Here is a 19,443-nt window from a genome sequence, read left to right on the forward strand (position 1 = left end):
GGAACAGCAAGAGGCGCGGAACCGGTGGCTCCGCGCCCCCTGGTCACCGGCCCCCTGACGGTGGGGGCCGGTGCGTCGTGGTCAGCTGCCGAGGGTCGACAGCCAGGCGTCGACCGCCTCGGCCGCCGCCGGCGCCGACTCCTCCAGGATGGTGAAGTGGGTGCCGGGCACCTCCTTCAGCAGGTGCTCGCCGCTCCACGAGGCACGCCACTCCTCGGTGCCGGGCGCGTCGGTGAAGGACTGCGCCGGGCGGACGAAGAGCACCGGGGCCGACAGCGCACCCGGCAGGCAGTCCACGATCAGGTCGCTGTAGCGGCTCATCGCGGCGAGCCGGGCGGCGCTGAACCGGCCGAAGGAGGACTCCCGGTCCAGCATGCCCCGGAACATCTGCGGCCAGAGCTCGTCCTGGCCCTCGCCGTCCGGCAGATAGGTGTCCAGCAGGACGACCCCGGCCGCCGGGGTGCCCGCCTTCTCCAGCACCTCGGCGGTGGCGTGCGCGAACTGGCCGCCGGAGGAGTAGCCGAGCAGGACGAAGGGCTCCCCCGCCGCCGCGGCCAGCACGCCTTCGACGAAGACCTCGACCGCGGCGTCCACCGAGCGCGGCAGCGCCTCCCCGGGGCCGAACCCCGGCACCGGCGGCACCACCACCTCGCGGCGGCCACGGAAGTGCGAGGCGAACCGGGCGTACTGGTGGGCGCCGCCGAGCGCCATCGGGGAGGGGAAGCAGATCAGCTTGGGGCCCTGCTCCCCCTGGGCCAGGCGGACCGGCTCGGCCAGGCGCTCCAGTTCGGCCGCCGAGGAGAAGGCGGGCAGGATCTCGGCGACCGCGTCGAGCAGCGCCATGCCCTTCATCATCCGGCCCTCGGTGGCGGCCCGGCGCAGCAGTCCGCTGATCGACTCCAGGTCCGCGGCGGCGTCCCCGGCGTCCTCGGCGTCCGCGGTGTTCTCGGCAGCACCGGGCCCGGCGTGGGCCAGCTCGGTCCGCAGGTGGGCGGCCAGGTCGGCCGGGGTGCGGTGGTCGAAGACCACACCGGCGGACAGGGCCAGCCCGGTGGCCGCGGAGAGCGCGATGCGCAGCTCCGTGCCGGAGACCGAGTCCATCCCGGCCTCCAGGAAGCCGACCTCCGGCTCGATCGCCTCGCCGGAGGAGTGGCCGAGGATGGCGGCGCTCTGCGCGCGGACCAACTCGACCAGCAGCTCCTGCTGTTCGGACTCGCCGATGCCGGCGAGGCGGGCGCGCAACGGTACCGCCTGCGCCTGCGCCTGCGCCTCCGAGGCCTGCTGGTCGGGGGTGTCGAGCGCGCCGACGGTCAACGGGACGTCCGCCGCCAGCCAGTACCGCTGGTGCTGGAAGGCGTACGTCGGCAGCGCCGCCCGCCCGCTGCCGGGGAAGACCGCCTGCCAGTCGGGAGACAGGCCGTCCACGTAGAGCTTGGCCAACCCCGTCAGCAGGGTGGCGCTCTCCGAGCCGAGCCGGCGGCCGAGCGGGACGAACACCGTGCCCGGCGCCCGGGCACTCTTCCCGGCGAGCCCGGTCAGCACGGCGTCGGGGCCCAGCTCCACGAAGCGGGTGACGCCGGCCCCGGCCAGCGTGCGGATGCCGTCCTCGAAGCGGACGGTTTCACGCACGTGGCGCACCCAGTACTCCGGGTCCGCCAGCTCCTCGGTGGCGAGCGCACCCGTGAGGTTGGAAACCACCGGCACACGCGCCCGGCCGTAGGACAGCCCGGACACCACCTCACGGAACTCCGCCAGCATCGGCTCCATCAGCGGCGAGTGGAACGCGTGCGAGACCTTCAGCCGCCTGGACTTCCCGAACGACTCCGCGACCCTCAGCACCTCGGCCTCGACCCCCGAGACCACCACCGAACGCGGCCCGTTCACCGCCGCGATACCGACCCCCTCGGTCAGCAACGGCAGCACCTCGGCCTCACCCGCCTGCACCGCCACCATCGCCCCACCGGCCGGCAACGCCTGCATCAACCGACCCCGCGCCGCCACCAGACGGCACGCATCCGCCAACGACAGCACCCCCGCCAGATGCGCGGCCACCACCTCACCGATCGAATGCCCCGCCAGGAAGTCCGGCACCACACCCCAGGACTCCACCAACCGGAACAACGCCACCTCGAACGCGAAGAGACCGGTCTGCGCATAGAGCGTCCGATCGACCCGGTCGGGGTCGGTGCCGAAGAGGACCTCGGCGGTACCGACCCCGAGCTGCTCGTTCAGCTCGTCGAAGACCTCGTCGAAGACCGGGTAGTGGGCCCGCAGTTCGGCGCCCATCCCGAGCCGCTGGGCGCCCTGCCCGGTGAACAGGAAGGCGGTTTTGACCCCCGTGCGGGCCCGGCCGCGCAGCACCGACGGCGAGCTCTCCGAGGCGGCCAGCACCCCCAGCCCGTCGAGGAGTCCGTCGCGGTCCGGGCCGAGGACGGCGGCCCGGTGCTCGAAGACGGCGCGTTCGGTGCCGAGCGACCTGGCCACCGCGCCCGCCTCCAGCTCGGGGCGGTCGGCGGCGAAGGCGCGCAGCCGCTCGCCCTGGGCCGACAGCGCCTGCGGGGTGCGGGCGGAGAGCGGCCACAGGGCCATCGGCGGCGCCGCGTCGGGGTCGGCCTGCTGCTCGGCCTGCTCCTGGGCCGGAGCCGGGGCCTGTTCGAGGATGACGTGGGCGTTGGTGCCGCTGATCCCGAAGGAGGAGATCCCGGCCCGGCGCGGACGCTCGACCTCCGGCCACGGCTGAGCATCCGTCAGCAGCTTGACCTCGCCCGCCGACCAGTCCACCTTGCTGGAGGGCTCGTCCACGTGCAGGGTCCTGGGCAGCACGCCGTGGCGCATCGCCTGGACCATCTTGATGACACCCGCGACACCTGCCGCGGCCTGGGTGTGACCGATGTTCGACTTGACCGAGCCCAGCCAGAGCGGCCGGTCCTCGCTGCGGTCCTGGCCGTAGGTGGCCAGCAGCGCCTGCGCCTCGATCGGGTCGCCCAGCGTGGTGCCGGTGCCGTGCGCCTCCACCACGTCGACGTCGGCGGCCGACAGCCGGGCACTGGCCAGCGCCTGGCGGATCACCCGCTGCTGGGCCGGACCGTTGGGGGCGGTGATGCCGTTGGAGGCACCGTCCTGGTTCACCGCGGAACCACGGACCACGGCCAGCACCTGGTGCCCGTTGCGCCGGGCGTCGGAGAGGCGCTCCAGCACCAGGACACCGACGCCCTCGGCGAAGCCGGTACCGTCCGCGCCCTCCGCGAACGCCTTGCAGCGGCCGTCCGGGGAGAGCCCGCGCTGGCGGCTGAACTCCACGAAGGTGCCGGGCGAGGCCATCACCGTCACCCCGCCGGCCAGCGCGAGGGTGGACTCGCCGCCGCGCAGCGACTGCGCCGCCAGGTGCAGCGCCACCAGCGAGGAGGAGCACGCCGTGTCGATCGACAGCGTCGGCCCCTCCAGCCCGAGCGTGTAGGCCACCCGACCCGAGACGATGCTGCCACTGCCGAACGCACCGAAGTAGTCGTGGTACATCACCCCGGCGAACACACCGGTACGACTGCCCCTCAACGACAGCGGATCGATCCCCGCACCCTCCAGCGCCTCCCACGAACCCTCCAACAGCAACCGCTGCTGCGGATCCATCAACAGCGCCTCACGCGGCGAGATCCCGAAGAACCCCGCATCGAAGGCCCCCGCCTCGTGCAGGAACCCGCCCTCGGCGGTGTAGGACCTCCCTGTAAGGCCCGGCTGCGGATCGTAGAGGTCGGCGTCCCACCCCCGGTCGGTGGGGAACGGCGTGATGCCGTCCCCGCCCTCGGTCACCAGCTCCCAGAGCTGCTGCGGCGAGGCCACCCCGCCCGGGTACCGGCAGGACATGCCCACGATCGCGATCGGCTCGCGCAGGGTCGCGGTCAGCTTGCGGTTCTGCTCCCGCAGCCGCTCGGTCTCCTTCAGCGACGCCCGCAGGGCGTCGACCATCCTGGTGTCCGGGTTCTGGGTCACAGTTCCTCCTCCTGTCCGCCGAGGTCGTCGAGGGCCAGGTTCATCAGGCTCTCGATGTCCATCGCGTCGATCGACGTGCCGCTCGTGCCGTCGTCGTCCGTGGACCCGGCGGCGGACTCGGCCGCCAGTCCGGCCAGTTCGAGCAGGCTGTCCAGCAGGCCGGCGTCCCGCAGTCGGGCCAGCGGGATCGCGCCCAGCGCCTGGCGCACCGCGGCCTCCTGGGCTTCGCCGCCGGGTCCTGCCTCCGGGCCGGTCGCCGGGGCCAGTTCGGCCTCCAGGTGCTGGGCCAGCACCACCGGGTTCGGGTAGTCGAAGATCAACGTGGCCGAGAGCCGCAGCCCGGTGGCCTCGTTGAGCTGGTTGCGGAACTCCACCGCCGTCAGCGAGTCGAAGCCGAGCTCGTTGAACGCCCGGTCCAGGGCCACCTCGGCGACCCCGAGCACCGCGGCCGCCTGGGTGCCGACCAGGTCGAGCAGGAGCGCGGTCCGCTCCTCGCCGACCCGCTCGGCCAGGCTGCGCCGCAGCGCGGCCGAGGCCGTGGAGGCGGCCTGCGCCACCCGCCGCGAGGACGAGGAGCGCACCAGCCGGCTCAGCAGCGGCGGGACCCGGTTGCCCTGGGCCAGTGCCGCCAGGTCGAGCTGCGCGGGCATCAGGACGGCTTCCGCCCGGCCGACCGCGGCGTCGAACAGCGCCAGACCGGCCTCCTCGCCGAGGCTGCCCACCCCGGACTGGGCCATCCGGCGGCTGTCGGCCTCGCTGAGCCGGTCGGCCATGCCGCCGCTGCCCGACCAGGCGCCCCAGGCCAGTGAGGTGGCCGGCAGGCCGACCGCCCTGCGGTGCAGGGCCAGGGCGTCGAGGTAGGCGTTGGCGGCGGCGTAGCTCGCCTGCCCGGGGCTGCCGAGCAGGCCGGCGGCCGAGGAGAACAGCACGAACGCCGACAGCTGCCGGTCCTTGGTCAGCTCGTGCAGGTGCCAGGCCGCGTCGACCTTGGGCCGCAGCACGGCGGACAGCCGCTCGGGCGTCAGCGAGGCGAGCATCCCGTCGTCCAGCACGCCCGCGGAGTGCACCACCGCGGAGACCGGGTAGCGCGCCAGCACGGTGGCCAGCTCCTCCCGGTCGGCCAGGTCGCAGGCCAGGATGGCCACCTCGGCGCCCAGGCCGGTGAGTTCGGCGTGCAGCTCGGCGGCGCCGGGTGCCGCCTCGCCGCGCCGGCTGAGCAGCAGCAGGCTCGACACCCGGTGCTCGGTGACCAGGTGACGGGCGACCAGGCGGCCCAGGGCCCCGGTGCCGCCGGTGAGCAGCACCCGGCCGCTCCACTCGACGGGGGCGTCCAGCACGGCCTTCGCCGCCCTGGTGAGCCGCGGTGCGTGGAGCACGCCCGAGCGCACCGCGAGCTGCGCCTCGCCGCAGGCGACGGCGGCCGGCAGCAGGTGCCAGCCCGGGTCGGCCTCGTCGTCGGCGTCGTGGTCGTCCAGGTCGATCAGCACGATCCGGTCGGGGTTCTCCGACTGCGCCGTGCGGATCAGCCCCCAGGCCGCCGCGGCGGCCAGGTCGGTGACGTCCTCACCGGCCCGGGAGACCGCGCCGCTGGTCGCCACCGCCACGGTCGCCTGCGCGAACCGCTCGTCGGCCAGCCAGGACTGCAGGCGGCCGAGGAGCGCGGCCAGGCCCTCGTGGACCGCCCGCGGATCGTCACCGCCCGCGAAGGGCAGCACCAGGACGTCCACCGGGTCGGCCAGCGCCGCGAGCTCGTCCAGGTCGGCGACCGTGCTGACCGTGGCGACCTGGGCCGCCAAGGCGTCCAGCAGCCGCCGCCGGTGCGTACCGAGCACCGCCCAGTGTCCGCCCGAGGGCGCTGCACCGCCGGTGAGCCGGGTCCACTCCAGGGCGAAGAGCGAGTCGTTGCCGCCGGCCGTTGCCAGCCGGTCGACCGCGACCTCGCGCAGCACCAGCGACTCCACCCGGGCCACCGGGGCACCGGCGCCGTCGGCGAGCTCGATCCGCACCGCGTCCGGGCCGGCCGGGCCGATCCGCACCCGCAGCGCCCGCGCGCCCACCGCGTACAGCTCGACCCCGCTCCAGGCGAACGGCAGGCTCATCCGCTGCGCCGCCCCCGCCCGCAGCCCGATCGCGTGCAGCGAGGCGTCGAAGAGCGCCGGGTGGATGCCGAACCGGTCGGCCTCCAGCGGGAGTTCGACCTCGGCGAAGACCTCCTCGCCCAGCCGCCAGGCGGCCTGCAGCCCCTGGAACAGCGGGCCGTACTCGGCGCCGAGCTCGGCCAGGCGCTCATAGGTGCCCGTCAGGTCGAGCGCCTCGGCGCCGGCCGGCGGCCAGGCCTGCGGCGTGCCGGGCGCCGGGGCCGAAGCGGCCCGCAGCAGCCCGGTGGCGTGCGAGGTCCACGGCTCGCCGTCCGCCGTGCGGGAGTACACCTGGAACGTCCAGGTCCCCTCGTCGGCCGGACGCACGGTGCACTGCAGCCGGACCGTGCCCTGCTCGGGCAGCAGCAGGGGTTCGGCGATGGTCAGCTCCTCGACCGCGCCGGCCCCGAGGTCCGCGCCGGCCGCCAGCGCCATCTCGACGAAGGCCGCGCCGGGCAGCAGCACCACTCCGCCGACCGCGTGATCGGCCAGCCAGGGGTGGCTCTGCAGCGAGAGCCGTCCGGTGAACAGCGTGCCCTCGCCTCCCGCGAGGTCCACGGCGCTGCCCAGCAGCGGGTGGTCGGCCGTCGCCCGATAGCCCACCGGCTCGCTCGCCATCCAGTACCGGCGGCGCTGGAAGGCGTACGTCGGCAGCTCGACCGTGCCGGCGGTGGGCAGCAGCCGGGCCCAGTCCACCGTGCCGCCGTGGACGTGGAAGGCGCCCAGGGCGGTGAGCAGCGCGGCCGGCTCCGGCCGGTCCTTGCGCAGCAGCGGGATCAGCGCGGCCTCGCCGCTCAGGCTCTCGGCGGCCAGCGCCGTGAGCACCCCGCCCGGACCGATCTCGACGAACCGGCGCGCGCCGGCCTCCGCCAGTGCCCGCACGCCGTCGGCGAAGCGCACCGCCTCGCGCACGTGGCGCACCCAGTACTCGGGCGAGCACAGCTCCTCGGCCGAGGCCTGTGCACCGGTCAGGGTGGAGACGACGGCGATCCGCGGCGGGTGGTACTCCAGCCCGGCCGCGACCTCGCGGAACTGCGCCAGCATCGGCTCCATCAGCGGCGAGTGGAAGGCGTGGCTGACCGTCAGCTCCCTGGTCCGCTCGAACCGCTCGGCGATCGCCCGCACCGCCGCCGCCTCGCCCGAGATCACCACGGAGCTCGGCCCGTTGACCGCCGCGATGCTCACCCGCTCGGTCAGCAGCGGCTCGATCTCGGCCTCGGTGGCCTTGACCGCCACCATCGCACCGCCGGCGGGCAGCGCCTGCATCAGCCGGCCGCGCGCGGCGACCAGTCGGGCGGCGTCGGCCAGCGACCAGACCCCGGCCACCTGGGCGGCGGCGAACTCGCCGATGGAGTGCCCGGCCAGCAGGTCGGGGCGGATGCGGAAGGACTCCAGCAGCCTGAAGAGCGCGACTTCGAGCGCGAACAGGGCGGGCTGGGTGTACTCGGTGCGGTCCAGCAGCTCGGCCGAGGACAGCGCCTCGCGCAGCGGCCGCTCCAGCAGCGGGTCCAGCTGCTCGCACACCTCCTCGAAGGCGGCCGCGAAGGCGGGATATGTCTCGATCAACTCCTCGCCCATGCCGACCAGTTGCGAGCCCTGACCGGAGAACAGGAACGCGGTGCGACCGGCTGCCGGGGTGCCGAGCGCCACACTCGGCACGCTCTGCCCCTCGGCCAGCGCCCGCAGGCCGCGCAGGAGTTCGTCCCGGTCGGCGCCGCTGACCGCCGCCCGGTGGGCGTGGTGGCCGCGGGTGTTCGCCAGCGCCGCCGCGACCTGGCGCGGATCGAGCTCGGCCCGCTCGCCCAGGTGACCCGCCAGCCGCTCGGCCTGCTCGCGCAGCGCCTGCGGGCTGTGGCCCGAGAGCAGCAGCGGGGCCTGCAGGTCCGGTTGCTGCGGCGCGGTTGCTGCGGCGGGCTCCTGCTCGGGGGCGGCCTCGATCACCACGTGCGCGTTGGTGCCGCTGATCCCGAAGGAGGAGATCCCGGCCCGGCGCGGGTGGTCGTACGCGGGCCACGCCAACGACTCGGTGAGCAGCCGGACGTGGCTGTCCGTCCAGTCGACGTGCCGGGACGGCTCGTCCACGTGCAGGGACTTGGGCAGCACCCCGTGGCGGATCGCCTGCACCATCTTGATCACACCGGCCACCCCGGCCGCGGCCTGGGTGTGTCCGATGTTCGACTTGATGGAGCCGAGCCAGAGCGGGCGCTCCTCGGTGTGCTCGCTGCCGTAGGTCGCGATCAGGGCCTGCGCCTCGATCGGGTCGCCCAGCGTGGTGCCGGTGCCGTGCGCCTCGACCAGGTCGACCTCGCCGCCGGGCACGCCCGCCGCCGCCAGCGCGCGGCGGATCACCCGCTGCTGGGCGGGACCGTTGGGGGCGGTGATGCCGTTGGAGGCACCGTCCTGGTTCATCGCGGTGCCGCGCACCACGGCCAGCACCTGGTGGCCGTTGCGGCGGGCCTCGGAGAGCCGCTCCAGCAGCAGGACGCCCGCGCCCTCGCCGAAGCCGGTGCCGTTGGCGGCGTCCGCGAACGGGCGGCAGCGCCCGTCGCGGGACAGGCCGCGCTGCCGGCTGAACTCGACGAAGGTCCCCGGGGTGGCCATCACCGTCACCCCGCCGGCCAGGGCCAGGGTGCAGTCGCCCTGGCGCAGCGACTGCACCGCGAGGTGCAGCGCCACCAGCGAGGAGGAGCAGGCGGTGTCCACCGTCAGCGTCGGCCCCTCCAGGCCGAGCGTGTAGGCGACCCGGCCCGAGACCACGCTGCCGGAGCCGTAGCTCTCGAAGTAGTCGTGGTACATCACGCCGGCGAACACCCCGGTCGCGCTGCCGCGCAGCGAGGCCGGGTCGATGGCGGCCCGCTCCAGCGCCTCCCAGGCGGTCTCCAGCAGCACCCGCTGCTGCGGGTCGGTGACCAGCGCCTCCTCCGGGTCCATGCCGAAGAAGTCGGCGTCGAAGTCGCCGGCGTCGTACAGGAACGCGCCGTGCTTGGCGTAGCTGGTGCCGGGGCGGTCCAGGGTCGGGTCGTAGAGCGACTCCAGGTCCCAGCCCCGGTCGGTGGGGAACTCGCCGATGGCGTCCACCTCGCCGACGACCAGCTGCCACAGGTCCTCGGGCGAGTTGACGCCGCCGGGGTAGCGGCAGCTCATCCCGATGATCGCGATCGGCTCGTCGTCCGCGCCGCTGGGCGCGGTCTGCACCGCCACGGCGGCCAGGTTGCCGACCAGCTGGTCGAGCAGGTAGCCGGCCAGCTCGACGGGGTTGGGGTAGTCGAACACCAGGGTGGCCGGCAGCCGCAGCCCGGTGGCCGCCGCCAGGCCGTTGCGCAGTTCGACCGCGGCCAGCGAGTCGAAGCCCAGCTCGCGGAAGGCCTTGTGCGGCTCCACCGCCTCCGCCGAGCGGTGCCCGAGCACCGAGGCGGCCTGGGTGCGCACCAACTCCACCAGGAACGGCCTCCGTTCGGCCTCGCCGAGGGCGGCAAGGCGGCCGCGCAGCGAGTCCGCGCCGGCGGTCGGCTGGCCGGAGACGGCCTGGCGCCGGGAGCGCACCAGGGCGCGGAAGAGCGGTGACAGGGCATCGCCCTGGGCCCGCAGTCCGGCCGGTTCCAGCTTCATCGGCAGCACGGCGGGGTGCCGGGAGTGCAGCGCCTCGTCGAAGAGCGCCAGGCCCTCCTCGGTGGCCAGCGCCGCCACGCCGCCCCGGGAGATCCGGGACAGGTCGGTGTCGTCCAGCGTGCCGGTCATCCCGCTGGCCTGCGCCCACAGGCCCCAGGCCAGCGACTGGCCCGGCAGGCCGAGCCGGCGGCGGTGGCCGGCCAGCGCGTCCAGGAAAGCGTTGGCCGCGGCGTAGTTGGCCTGCCCCGGCGAGCCGAGGGTGGCGGCGGCCGAGGAGAAGAGCACGAACGCCTTGAGGTCCAGACCGGCGGTCAGCTCGTGCAGGTGCCAGGCCGCGTCCACCTTGGGGCGCAGCACCGCGTCCAGCCGCTCGGCGGTGAGCGAGGAGAGCACGCCGTCGGCGAGCACCCCGGCCGCGTGCACCACGGCGGTCAGCGGCCGGCCGGCCGGGACCTGCGCCAGCACCTCGGCCAGCGCCGCGCGGTCCGCCACGTCGCAGGCGGCGGTGGTGACCTCGGCGCCGAGCTCGGTGAGTTCGGTGACGAGCTCGGGGGCCGCGCCGCGGCGGCTGAGCAGCAGCAGGTGCCGCACGCCCCACTCGGTGACCAGCCGGCGGGCGATCAGGGTGCCCAGTGCACCGCTCGCGCCGGTCAGCAGCACGGTGCCCGCGGGGTCGAGCTCCAACGGCGCGTCGTCCGCGGCCGCCTCGGCCCGCACGAGGCGGGGCAGTTGGACGGCACCGCCGCGGATCGCCAGGTGCGGCTCGCCCACGGCCGGGGCGGCGGGCAGCAGCGCCTCGGAGGCCGGGTCCTGGTCGAGCTCGACCAGGACGATCCGCTCCGGGTTCTCCGACTGCGCCGAACGGACCAGTCCGGCAACCGCCGCACCGGCCAGGTCGGCGCCGGTGGCCACCAGCACGGTGGCCTCGCCCGCCAGGTGCTCGCGCAACTGCTCGAGGACGGTGTGCACGGCCGCCCGTACCTCGTCCGCACTCGTGCCCGCCGGGCTGCGCAGCACCACCGCCTCGTGGGCGGGGCCGGCGGCCGGGGTCGGCGCGGTGATCCACTCCACCTGGTAGAGCGCGCCCGCCCGCGCCGACCTGGCGGCGGCGGCGAGCTGTTCGGCCGGGATCGGGCGCAGGACGAGCGAGCCGACGCTCGCCACCGGCGCGCCGCCGGCGTCGGCGAGGGTCAGCTCCACCGCGCCGCTCTGCCCCAGCGGCCTGACCCGCACCCGCAGCTCCTTGGCGCCGGTCGCGTGCAGCTGCACCTCGGACCAGGCGAACGGCAGCAGCGCCTCGTCCGCGGCGACACCGGTCAGGCCGACCGCGTGCAGGGCGGCGTCCGCCAGCGCCGGGTGCAGGCCGTAGCCGTCCACCTGCTGGGCGAAGGCCACCTCGGCGTAGACCTCCTGGCCCAGGCGCCAGGCGGCGCGCAGGCCCTGGAAGGCGGGCCCGTAGGCGAGCCCGGCCTCGGCGAGCTGCTCGTACACCCCGTCGAGATCGATCGGCTCGGCGCCGGTGGGCGGCCAGAGGGTGAGCTCCGGCTCGGCGGGTGCGCCGCCCTGGGCGAGCACGCCGTCGGCGTGCCGGGTCCACGGCTGGTCGTCGGCCTCGCTCTCGGCGCGCGAGTAGATGCCGACCGGGCGGCCGGACTGCGCCGCCGCGCCGACCACCACCTGCAGCTGCACCGCGCCGTGCTCGGGGAAGACCAGCGGGGCGTGCAGGGTGAGGTCGGCGACCCGGCCCAGGCCCACCTGGTCGGCGGCCTGGAGGGCCAGTTCGAGGTAGCCGGTGCCGGGGAACAGCAGCTCCCCGCCGACCACGTGGTCGGCCAGCCACGGGTGGGTGCCCAGCGAGAGGCGGCCGGTGAGGACGGTGCCGTCGGTGTCGGCGCGGGTCATCGCCGCGCTCAGGACCGGGTGGTCGGTCGGGGTGAGACCGGCCGAGGTGACGTCGGCGTTGCCGGAGACGCTGTCCAGCCAGAACTGCTCGTGCTGGAAGGCGTAGGTCGGCAGCTCGACCCGGCGCGGGCGCAGGCCCTCGAAGACCTGTCGCCAGTCGACCGCGACGCCGTGCACGAAGGCCTCGCCGAGCGCGGCGGCGAACCGGTCCGGGCCGCCCTCCTCGCGGCGCAGCGAGCCCAGCGCCCGCACGCCCTCGAAGGTCTCCTGGAGGCCGACGGTGAGCACCGGGTGCGGGCTGCACTCGATGAACACGCCGTGGCCCTTGCCGACCACCGCCCCGGCGGCCTGCTCGAAGAGCACGGTCTGGCGCAGGTTGGTGTACCAGTACTCGGCGTTCAGCTCGGTGGTGTCGATGAGCTCGCCGGTGACGGTCGAGTGGAAGGGCACCTCGGCGGGGCGCGGCGAGACGTCCGCCAGGGTCCGGAGCAGCCTGGTCCGGATCGACTCGACCTGCGCGGAGTGGGAGGCGTAGTCCACCGGCAGCCGCTTGACCCGCACGCCCTCGTCCTTGAGCTGGGCCTGCAGGCGGTCCAGGGCGTCCACGAAGCCGGAGACCACGACCGAGCCCGACCCGTTGTGCGCGGCGACGGAGAGCTGCCCGTCGAAGGCGGCCAGCCGCTCCTCCACCTGCTCGACCGGCAGCGCGACCGACATCATGCCGCCCCCGCCGGACAGGTCCTGGGCGATGGCCTGGCTGCGCAGGGTGACGATCCGGGCGCCGTCCTCCAGCGACAGCGCGCCGGCCACCACGGCCGCCGCGATCTCGCCCTGGGAGTGCCCGATCACCGCGGCGGGGCGCACCCCGTGCGAGATCCAGGTCTGCGCGAGCGAGACCATGACGGCCCAGAGCAGCGGCTGGACGACGTCCACCCGGTCCAGCGGGCCGTTCAGCTCGGCCAGCAGGTCCCAGTCGGTGAACGGCGCGCAGGCGGCGGCGCACTCGGCCATCCTGGCCGCGAACACCGGTGAGGAGGCCAGCAGTTCGGTGGCCATGCCCTGCCACTGGGAGCCCTGGCCCGGGAAGACGAAGACCGGGCGGGAGCCGGTGGCGGTGCCCTCGACGAGCCCGGGGGCGGTCCGCCCGGCGGCCAACGCGGCCAGCGAGTCGCGCAGTTCGGCGCGGTCCGCGCCGACGATGGCCGCGCGGTGCTCGAAGTGGGCGCGGGTGGTGGCCAGGGCGTGGGCCAGGTCCGCGGGCGCGAGCTCGGGGTTGGCGTCCACGAAGGCCAGCAGCCGTGCGGCCTGGGCGGGCAGCGCCGCCCGGGACTTCGCGGAGAGCAGCCACGGGGCCGTGGCCGGCGCCGCACTCGTCCCTCCTTCGGGCTGCCCGGTGGTGGCCGGGGCCTGTTCGATGATGGTGTGCGCGTTGGTGCCGCTGATCCCGAAGGAGGAGATCCCGGCCCGGCGCGGGCGCTCGGTCTCGGGCCAGGCCCGGGCCTCGGTCAGCAGCCGGACCTCGCCGGCCGCCCAGTCCACGTGGTTGGAGGGCTCGTCGACGTGCAGGGTCCTGGGCAGCACGCCGTGGCGCATCGCCTGGACCATCTTGATGACGCCCGCCACGCCGGCGGCGGCCTGGGTGTGGCCGATGTTGGACTTGATCGAGCCCAGCCAGAGCGGCCGGTCCTCGCTGCGGTCCTGGCCGTAGGTGGCCAGCAGCGCCTGCGCCTCGATCGGGTCGCCCAGCGTGGTGCCGGTGCCGTGCGCCTCGACCACGTCGACCTCGGTCGCCGAGAGCCCGGCGTTGGCCAGGGCCTGCTCGATCACCCGCTGCTGGGACGGGCCGTTGGGCGCGGTCAGGCCGTTGGAGGCGCCGTCCTGGTTGACGGCGGTGCCGCGGACCACGGCCAGCACCTGGTGCCCGTTGCGCCGGGCGTCGGAGAGGCGCTCCAGGACCAGGACGCCGACGCCCTCGCCCCAGACCGTGCCGCCGGCGCCGGTGGCGAACGGGCGGCACTGCGCGTCGGGGGCGAGCGCGCCCTGGCGGCTGAACTCCACGAACGGGTCCGGGGTCGACATCACCGCGACGCCGCCCACCAGGGCGAGGGTGGACTCGCCACCGCGCAGCGACTGCGCCGCCAGGTGCAGCGCCACCAGCGAGGAGGAGCACGCCGTGTCGATCGACAGCGTCGGCCCCTCCAGCCCGAGCGTGTAGGCCACCCGACCCGAGACGATGCTGCCACTGCCGAACGCACCGAAGTAGTCGTGGTACATCACCCCGGCGAACACACCGGTACGACTGCCCTTCAACGACAGCGGATCGATCCCCGCACCCTCCAGCGCCTCCCAGGAACCCTCCAACAGCAACCGCTGCTGCGGATCCATCAACAGCGCCTCACGAGGCGAGATCCCGAAGAACCCCGCATCGAAGGCCCCCGCCTCGTGCAGGAACCCGCCCTCGTGGACGTAGCTGGTGTCGGGGCGCTCGCGGGTCGGGTCGTAGATCCGGTCGATGTCCCAGCCCCGGTTGTCCGGGAAGGCGCTGATCGCGTCGCTCTCGCCGATCACCAGGTCCCACAGCTCCTGCGGCGAGGTCACCCCGCCCGGGTAGCGGCAGGACATGCCCACGATCGCGATCGGCTCGTCGGTGCGGGCCGTGCTCGCCCGAACGGCCTTGCGCGGACCGGACGTGACGCCGCTGAACTTCGTGGCGAGGTGGCCGGCCAGGGCCTCGGGCGACGGGTAGTCGAAGACGAGGGTGGCGGGCAGCCGCTGGCCGGTCCCGGCGGTGAGCGCGTTGCGCAGCTCGACGGCGGCCAGCGAGTCGAAGCCGAGGTCCTGGAAGGCCCGGCCCGGGTCGATCGCCTCCGCGGAGGCGTGCCCGAGCACGGCCGCGACCTGGGCCCGGACCAGCTGGAGCAGCGCGTCCGCCCGCTCCTGCTCGCCGAGTTCGGCCATCGTGTCGGCGAAGGAGAACTCCGGGCCCTCGACCGCCACCGCCTCGCGGCGCACGGTGCGGCCCACCAGGGAGCGGAACACCGGGGCGAGCGCGGCACCCTGGCCGCGCAACGCCGCAAGGTTCAGCCGCACCGGGGCCAGCGCCGCCAGCCCGGTGGCCCGGGCCAGATCGAAGAGCGCCACGCCGTCCTCGGCGGACAGCTCGGTCATGCCGCCGCGCGAGATCCTCGCCCGGTCGGCGGCGTCCAGGCCGCTGGTCATCCCGCCGACCGGTGCCCACGGCCCCCAGGCCAGCGAGAGGGCGGGCAGGCCGAGCGCGTGGCGCTGGGCGGCCAGCGCGTCCAGGAAGGCGTTGGCCGCCGCGTAGTTGCCCTGGCCCGGTGCGCCCACCAGCCCGGCGACCGAGGAGAAGAGCACGAAGGCGCGCAGCGGCGCTGCGGCGGTGAGCTCGTGCAGGTTGAGCGCGCCGTCCACCTTGGGCCGCAGCACGGCGTCGATCCGCTCGGGGGTCAGCGAGGCGACCACGCCGTCGTCGAGCAGCCCGGCGGCGTGCACCACGGCGGTGAGCGGGTGCTCGGCCGGGACCTGCGCCAGCACCTCGGCGAGCGCGGCGCGGTCGGCCACGTCGCAGGCGCGGACGGTGACCTGCGCGCCGAGCCCGGTGAGTTCGGCGGTCAGCTCGTCCGCGCCGCCGCGCCGGCTGAGCAGCAGCAGGCGGCGCGCGCCGAGGGCGGTGACCAGGTGCCGGGCGAGCACCGGGCCCAGGCCGCCGGTCGCGCCGGTCAGCAGCACGGTGCCCTCGGGGTCGAGCTCCGCCGCGGCCTCGGCGCTGAGCTCGGCGGCGGTCAGCCGGGCCGCGTGGGCCGCGCCGGCGCGGATCGCCAGCTGCGGCTCGCCGCTGGCGAGCACGGACGCGGCGAGCGCCTCGGCGTCGGCGTCCGCGTCGAGGTCCAGCAGCACGAAGCGGTCGGGGTTCTCCGACTGCGCCGAGCGCAGCAGGCCCCACACCGCGGCGCCCGCCAGGTCGGCCACCGCCTCCCCGGCGAGCGAGAGCGCGCCGCGGGTGACCACGATCAGCGGGCGCGGGTCCTCGTCCTGCGCGGCGGCCAGCGCCGTGTGGACGGCCGCACGGACGGCCTCGGCGTCGTTGCCCGCCACGCTGTGCAGCAGGCGGTGGTCGGTCTCGGCTGCCGTCTCGGCCAGCTGGACCGGGTGCCAGCCGAGCCGGAACAGCGCGTCGCTCGAAGGGCCTTGCTGCTGGCGCAGGTTGGTCAGCGGGCGGGAGGCCAGCGAGGCCACCGAGGCGACCGGCGCGCCGGTGGCGTCGGCCAGGTCGACGGCGAAGGAGTGCGCGCCGGTGGCGAGCAGCCGCACCCGCAGCACCGAGGCGCCGACCGCGTGCAGCGAGACGCCGGAGAACATGAAGGGCAGCCGGGCGGTCTCGTCGTCGGAGCCGTCGCCGAGCAGGGCGAGCGCGTGCAGCGCGGCGTCGAAGGCGGCCGGGTGCAGGCCGAACCGGGCCGCGTCGGCGGCCGGGCGCTCGGCCAGGCGGACCTCGGCGAACAGTTCGTCACCGCGCTGCCAGGCGGCGTGCAGCGCCTGGAAGGTCGGACCGTAGTGCAGGCCCGAGGCGGCGTGCCGCTCGTAGAGGCCGGCCGTCTCCAGCGCCTCGGCACCGGCCGGCGGCCACTCGGTGAGGCGTTCGCCCGCACGTGCGGGCGCCCGGCCGAGCAGACCGGAGGCGTGCAGGGTCCACGGCACGTCGGCGGCCACGCTCTCGGCGCGCGAGTAGACGCTCACCGTGCGGCTGCCGGCGGCGTCGGGGGCGCCGACGGTGACCTGCACCCGGATGCCGTCCTGCTCGGGCAGGACCAGCGGCACCTCCAGGGTGAGCTCCTCCAGGTGGCCGCAGCCGACCTGGTCGCCGGCCCTGATGGCCAGTTCGACCATGGCGGTGCCGGGCACCACGACCCGGTCGCCGACCACGTGGTCGGCCAGCCACGGGTGGGTGCGCACCGAGAGCCGCCCGGTGAGCACCGCGCCGTCCGAGTCCGCCAGCATGGTGGCCGCGCCGAGCAGCGGGTGCTCGGTGGAGTCCAGGCCGACGGAGGCGACGTCGCCGACCGAGGCCGGGACCTCGACCCAGAAGCGGCTGCGCTGGAAGGCGGTGGTGGGCAGGTCGACCCGGGCGGCCCCCTGGAACAGGCTGCCCCAGTCGGGCGAGCAGCCACCGATGTGCAGCTGGGCCAGCGCGGTGAGCAGGGTCTCCGGCTCGGGGCGCTCGCGCCGGGTGGCGGCGGCGAGCACGGCCTCCTCGGAGTCCAGGCACTCGCGGGCCATCGCGGTCAGCACGGCGTCGGGGCCCAGCTCCACGAAACGGGTGACGCCCGCGGCCTCAAGGGCCCGGATGCCGTCGTGGAAACGGACGGCCTCGCGCACGTGGCGCACCCAGTACTCTGGGTCCGCCAGCTCCTCGGTGGCGAGCGCACCCGTGAGGTTGGAGACCACCGGCACACGCGCCCGGCCGTAGGACAGCCCGGACACCACCTCACGGAACTCCGCCAGCATCGGCTCCATCAGCGGCGAGTGGAACGCGTGCGAGACCTTCAGCCGCTTGGACTTCCCGAACGACTCCGCGACCCTCAGCACCGCCGCTTCCTCGCCCGAGACCACCACCGAACGCGGCCCGTTCACCGCCGCGATACCGACCCCCTCGGTCAGCAGCGGCAGCACCTCGGCCTCACCCGCCTGCACCGCCACCATCGCCCCACCGGCCGGCAACGCCTGCATCAGCCGACCCCGCGCCGCCACCAGACGGCACGCATCCGCCAACGACAGCACCCCCGCCAGATGCGCGGCCACCACCTCACCGATCGAATGCCCCGCCAGGAAGTCCGGCACCACACCCCAGGACTCCACCAACCGGAACAACGCCACCTCGAACGCGAAGAGGGCGGCCTGGGTGGTGGCGGTCCGGTTCAGCGGCTCGGCGTCGTCGCCGAAGACCAGGCCCTTGAGGCCGCCCTCGACATTGCCGCTGTCGCCACTGTCGAAGTGCGTGCAGACCTCGTCGAAGGCCTGCCGGAAGGTCTCGAACTCCTGGTACAACTCCCGGCCCATACCCGGGCGTTGCGAGCCCTGGCCGGTGAACAGGAAGGCCGTCAGCCCCTTGGTGGTACGGCCCTGGAGCACCCCGGGCGCGCCCTCGGCCAGCGCGTTCAGGCCGGTCACCAGCGCTTCGCGGTCCTGGCCGAGCAGCACGGCCCGGTACTGCTGGGCGGTCCTGGTGGTGGCCAGCGAGAAGCCGGCGTCCACCGGGTCCAGCGTGTCCGCCACGGCGGCCAGCCGTCGCGCCTGCTCGCGCAGGGCCTCGGGGGTGCGCCCGGAGAGCAGCCATGGGATGGTCGAGGGCGCGCTGCCCGGCTCACGCTCGGCGGCCTCCTCCACAGGGGCCTGCTCGATGATGGTGTGCGCGTTGGTGCCGCTCGCCCCGAAGGAGGAGATCGCGGCCCGGCGCGGACGCTCGACCTCCGGCCAGGCGCGGGCCTCGGTCAGCAGCCTGACCTCGCCCGCCGACCAGTCCACCTTGCTGGAGGGCTGCTCCGCGAACAGGGTCCTGGGCAGCACGCCGTGGCGCATCGCCTGGACCATCTTGATGACACCCGCGACACCGGCCGCCGCCTGGGTGTGACCGATGTTCGACTTGATCGAGCCCAGCCAGAGCGGCCGGTCCGCCGAGCGGCCCTGACCGTAGGTGGCCAGCAGCGCCTGCGCCTCGATCGGGTCACCCAGCGTGGTGCCGGTGCCGTGCGCCTCCACCACGTCGACCTCGGTCGCCGACAGCCCCGCGCTCGCCAGCGCCTGACGGATCACCCGCTGCTGCGACGGACCGTTGGGCGCGGTCAGCCCGTTCGAGGCACCGTCCTGGTTCACGGCCGAGCCGCGAACCACCGCCAGCACCTCGTGCCCGTTGCGCCGCGCGTCCGAGAGCCGCTCCAACAGCAGCATCCCGGCGCCCTCGCCCCAGCCGGTGCCGTCCGCCTCGTCGGCGAAGGACTTGCACCGGCCGTCCAGCGAGAGCCCGCGCTGACGGCTGAAGGCGACGAACGCGCCCGGGGTGGACATCACCGAGACACCGCCGGCCATCGCCAGCGTGCACTCGCGCTGGCGCAGCGCCTGCACCGCCAGGTGCAGCGCGACCAGGGCCGAGGAGCACGCGGTGTCGATGGTGACCGCGGGCCCCTCGATGCCGAGGGTGTAGGAGATCCGCCCGGCCATCACCGCCGCCAGCACACCGGTGCCGAGCGCCGCCTCGGGGTCCTCCGGCAGCTTCGCCAGCACGTCGCGGTAGTCCTGGCCGTTGGTGCCCGCGAACACCCCGATCCGGGCGCCGCGCACCGAGTCCGGCGCGATGCCGCCGCGCTCCAGCGCCTCCCAGGCCACCTCCAGGAGCAGGCGCTGCTGGGGATCCATCAGCAGCGCCTCACGCGGCGAGATGCCGAAGAAGTCCGGCTCGAAGTCGGCGGCCTCGTGCAGGAACCCGCCCCGCAGCACATAGCTCTTGCCGGCGGCGTCCGGGTCGGGGTCGTAGAGCGCCTCGCCGTCCCAGCCCCGGTTGTCCGGGAAGTCCGTGATGGCATCGGTGCCCTCGTCGACCAGCCGCCAGAGCTCCTCGGGGGTGCTGACGCCGCCGGGGAACCGGCAGCTCATCGCCACGATGGCGATGGGTTCCTTCTCCTCGGTCTCCACGTCGCGCAGCCGCTGCCGGGTCTGGGCCAGATCGGCGGTGACCCTCTTGAGATAGTCGAGCAGCTTGTCATCGTTGGTCATCGATTGTGGCCACTTCTGT

The 19,443-nt window shown here is 75.0% G+C and carries 2 protein-coding genes; both read right to left on the minus strand.

The genetic code is table 11. The annotated features are described in order from the left end of the window. Positions 1 to 81: 81 nt before the first annotated feature. Positions 82 to 3,987, minus strand: a complete 3,906-nt coding sequence (locus OG294_RS11325; RefSeq protein ID WP_442789137.1) for a type I polyketide synthase — start codon at positions 3,985 to 3,987, stop codon at positions 82 to 84. Further along, the gene (locus OG294_RS11330; protein ID WP_327066351.1) at positions 3,984 to 19,424 is read right to left on the minus strand and encodes a type I polyketide synthase; all 15,441 of its coding nucleotides are present in this window, start codon (positions 19,422 to 19,424) and stop codon (positions 3,984 to 3,986) included. Before OG294_RS11330 ends, OG294_RS11325 begins: the two co-directional genes overlap by 4 nt. Positions 19,425 to 19,443: the final 19 nt, after the last annotated feature.

Source organism: Kitasatospora sp. NBC_01302 (genome assembly GCF_035976515.1).
GTDB lineage: Bacteria > Actinomycetota > Actinomycetes > Streptomycetales > Streptomycetaceae > Kitasatospora.